This window comes from Stenotrophomonas sp. GD03654 (genome assembly GCF_029845105.1).
GTDB lineage: Bacteria > Pseudomonadota > Gammaproteobacteria > Xanthomonadales > Xanthomonadaceae > Stenotrophomonas > Stenotrophomonas africana.
Map to the genome: position 1 here is coordinate 1 of NZ_JAOCLC010000142.1, position 2012 is coordinate 2012.

The window sequence follows — 2012 nt, forward strand, 5'->3', positions numbered from 1 at the left end:
CTCGGGCCTTCCGACCGGAGGGTGAGGCTCGGGCTGTTCGCCACCAAGTAAGCCAAGGGTCGCGTCAAGCTGAACGGGAACAGCACGGGCAGCGACTGCAGACTGGGTACTGAAAGCGGCTTGCCGGCGTAGCGCACGGCTGCCTCGATCAACCAGGTCGTGAGTTCGTCGTTGTCGATGCTCATCTGTGGCAAGCGAATGACCCGCTTGCCTTTCTCGACCCGTTCCACCGCGCCCCAGCTCGCCTGGCTCTGGATGACCATGTTGGTCATGCGCCGAGTGCCTTCGCGCTCTCCGTAGGTTTCGCTCATGCGGCGGTGTACTTCGGCGGCGGCGCAGTCGCCCTGAATGGCGGACAGGCGGCCCACCAGCTCGGCCACCTTGCCAAAGAACGGGTACGTCGCCACGGACATGCCCCAGCACAGCGCTGAGACGGGAATGTCCGGCTGCGTCTTGTGGATGGCGACGCCGCGATCCGCGTAATCGACCAGTTCGGCGCGTGGCTCCAGCCACAACCGATTCAGTACGGTGCGTGTTTTTTTCTTGGCTTCCACGCCAAGTTCGGCTGCATCAAGCAGTGCATTCAGATCATCTAGCCCAGCCACGCCTGCACGAACATTCAGTGCCGCAGCCGCCCAATCAAGCTGAATGAACCGATCAAAGCCTATTTTTGGGGCTGATGAATTCATTCGGTACCAATCACATAACTGACTTTCACAAAGGGCACGATCAACTCTTCGACCGACACCCCGCCGTGGACCACCACCTGCTCGCCCTCCGGCACAAAGGCGGTTCGTCCGCCTGCGAATAGGGGCATGAAGTTCGCCGGTAGTCCAGCGATGTCCAACCTAACTGTGGTGGGATAGGCCGCAGCGGAATCGGCCAGCAATGGCTCACTCCGGTAGACCCGAACACGCTCGCCGCGCGTCTCTGCAATCACGCCCTGGCTGGGCCTGCCGAGGCCGGTGGACTCCACGTTGCCGTGGTCCGCCGTGAGATAGATGTGATATCCCTTGTCCAGCAGCAGTGAGAACAATCGGTCGACGAAACCGGTCCTCAACCAGTTTCCGAGCCACATCGCGACGTCCTTCTTGGACCGCTCCTTGTGAAGCCGATCGTCCACCTCATCGATGACCAGGCCCACCACCTTCGGGCGCCGGTCGATCAAATCCGCTTCCAGTGCGTCGAGCTGATGGGTCTGACGCAGCGCACGTCGATACATCACCTCATTCGAGTTGACGCCTTCGTTCTGCCAGAACGTCTTCCACAAGGATTCCTCCTTGTCCGTCCTGTCGATGGAGTCGTCGAACTCGCGCGGTTTCAGGCCGGAGAACAGCGCCTGGCGCGACACCGATGTCACAGTCGGCAGCCATGCAAACGCGGTTCCCTCGTCGAACGCGAAACGTTTCGTGGTGGCGATCAGGCGCTCGCGGATCTGTACCCACTGGTCGAAGGCCAGCCCGTCGAATACCAGCAGAGCCACCTTGGTTTCCCCTGCGGACCGCCGATGCCGCAAAAAGCGAGGTACGTGGTGCACCATCACCGGGCCTTTGGTCACCGGCTGCAGGATCAGGTCGGCGTAATGCTTAGCTGCGACCCAGGCTCGCAGACCCTCGTCTGATTGCGCCTGCAAGGTCTTGATCCGTTCCCGAATCATCGGCAGGTGTTCGCTGCCTTCAGTGCCTGGCAGACCATGCGTGCGGGCCAGGATCTCACCGTAGCGTTTGGCGAACTCGCTCCAGTCCTTGTGCGAAGAGGCCGCTGTTGGGGTCGTCTCGATCAGGCCATCGATGCCTTTGAGCACCAATGCCTGCAGTGCCGCCGGGTCCTGAACAATGCCAGCCTTGATCCAACTCGGCATCCCCGCCGGAACACTGTGAACCGCGAGCGGATGCAAGCTGCCGTCGAGGAACATGGAGTCGACCAGCACCTGCACATCGGAGTGATCGAACGGAATCTCGATCTTGGCGACGTAGTCTGGTGGTGGCGGCTCCCCTGTACGCGTGCCATCC

2 protein-coding genes are annotated in these 2012 nt (G+C 61.4%); both read right to left on the bottom strand.

Annotated features, from left to right (window positions below):
* Positions 1 to 689: hypothetical protein (locus N5J73_RS24120; protein ID WP_279941379.1), on the bottom strand; the 689-nt coding region annotated here is incomplete at its 3' end.
* Positions 686 to 2012: BREX-3 system phosphatase PglZ (pglZ, locus tag N5J73_RS24125; protein WP_279941380.1), on the bottom strand; the 1327-nt coding region annotated here is incomplete at its 5' end. The genes pglZ and N5J73_RS24120, both read right to left, overlap by 4 nt.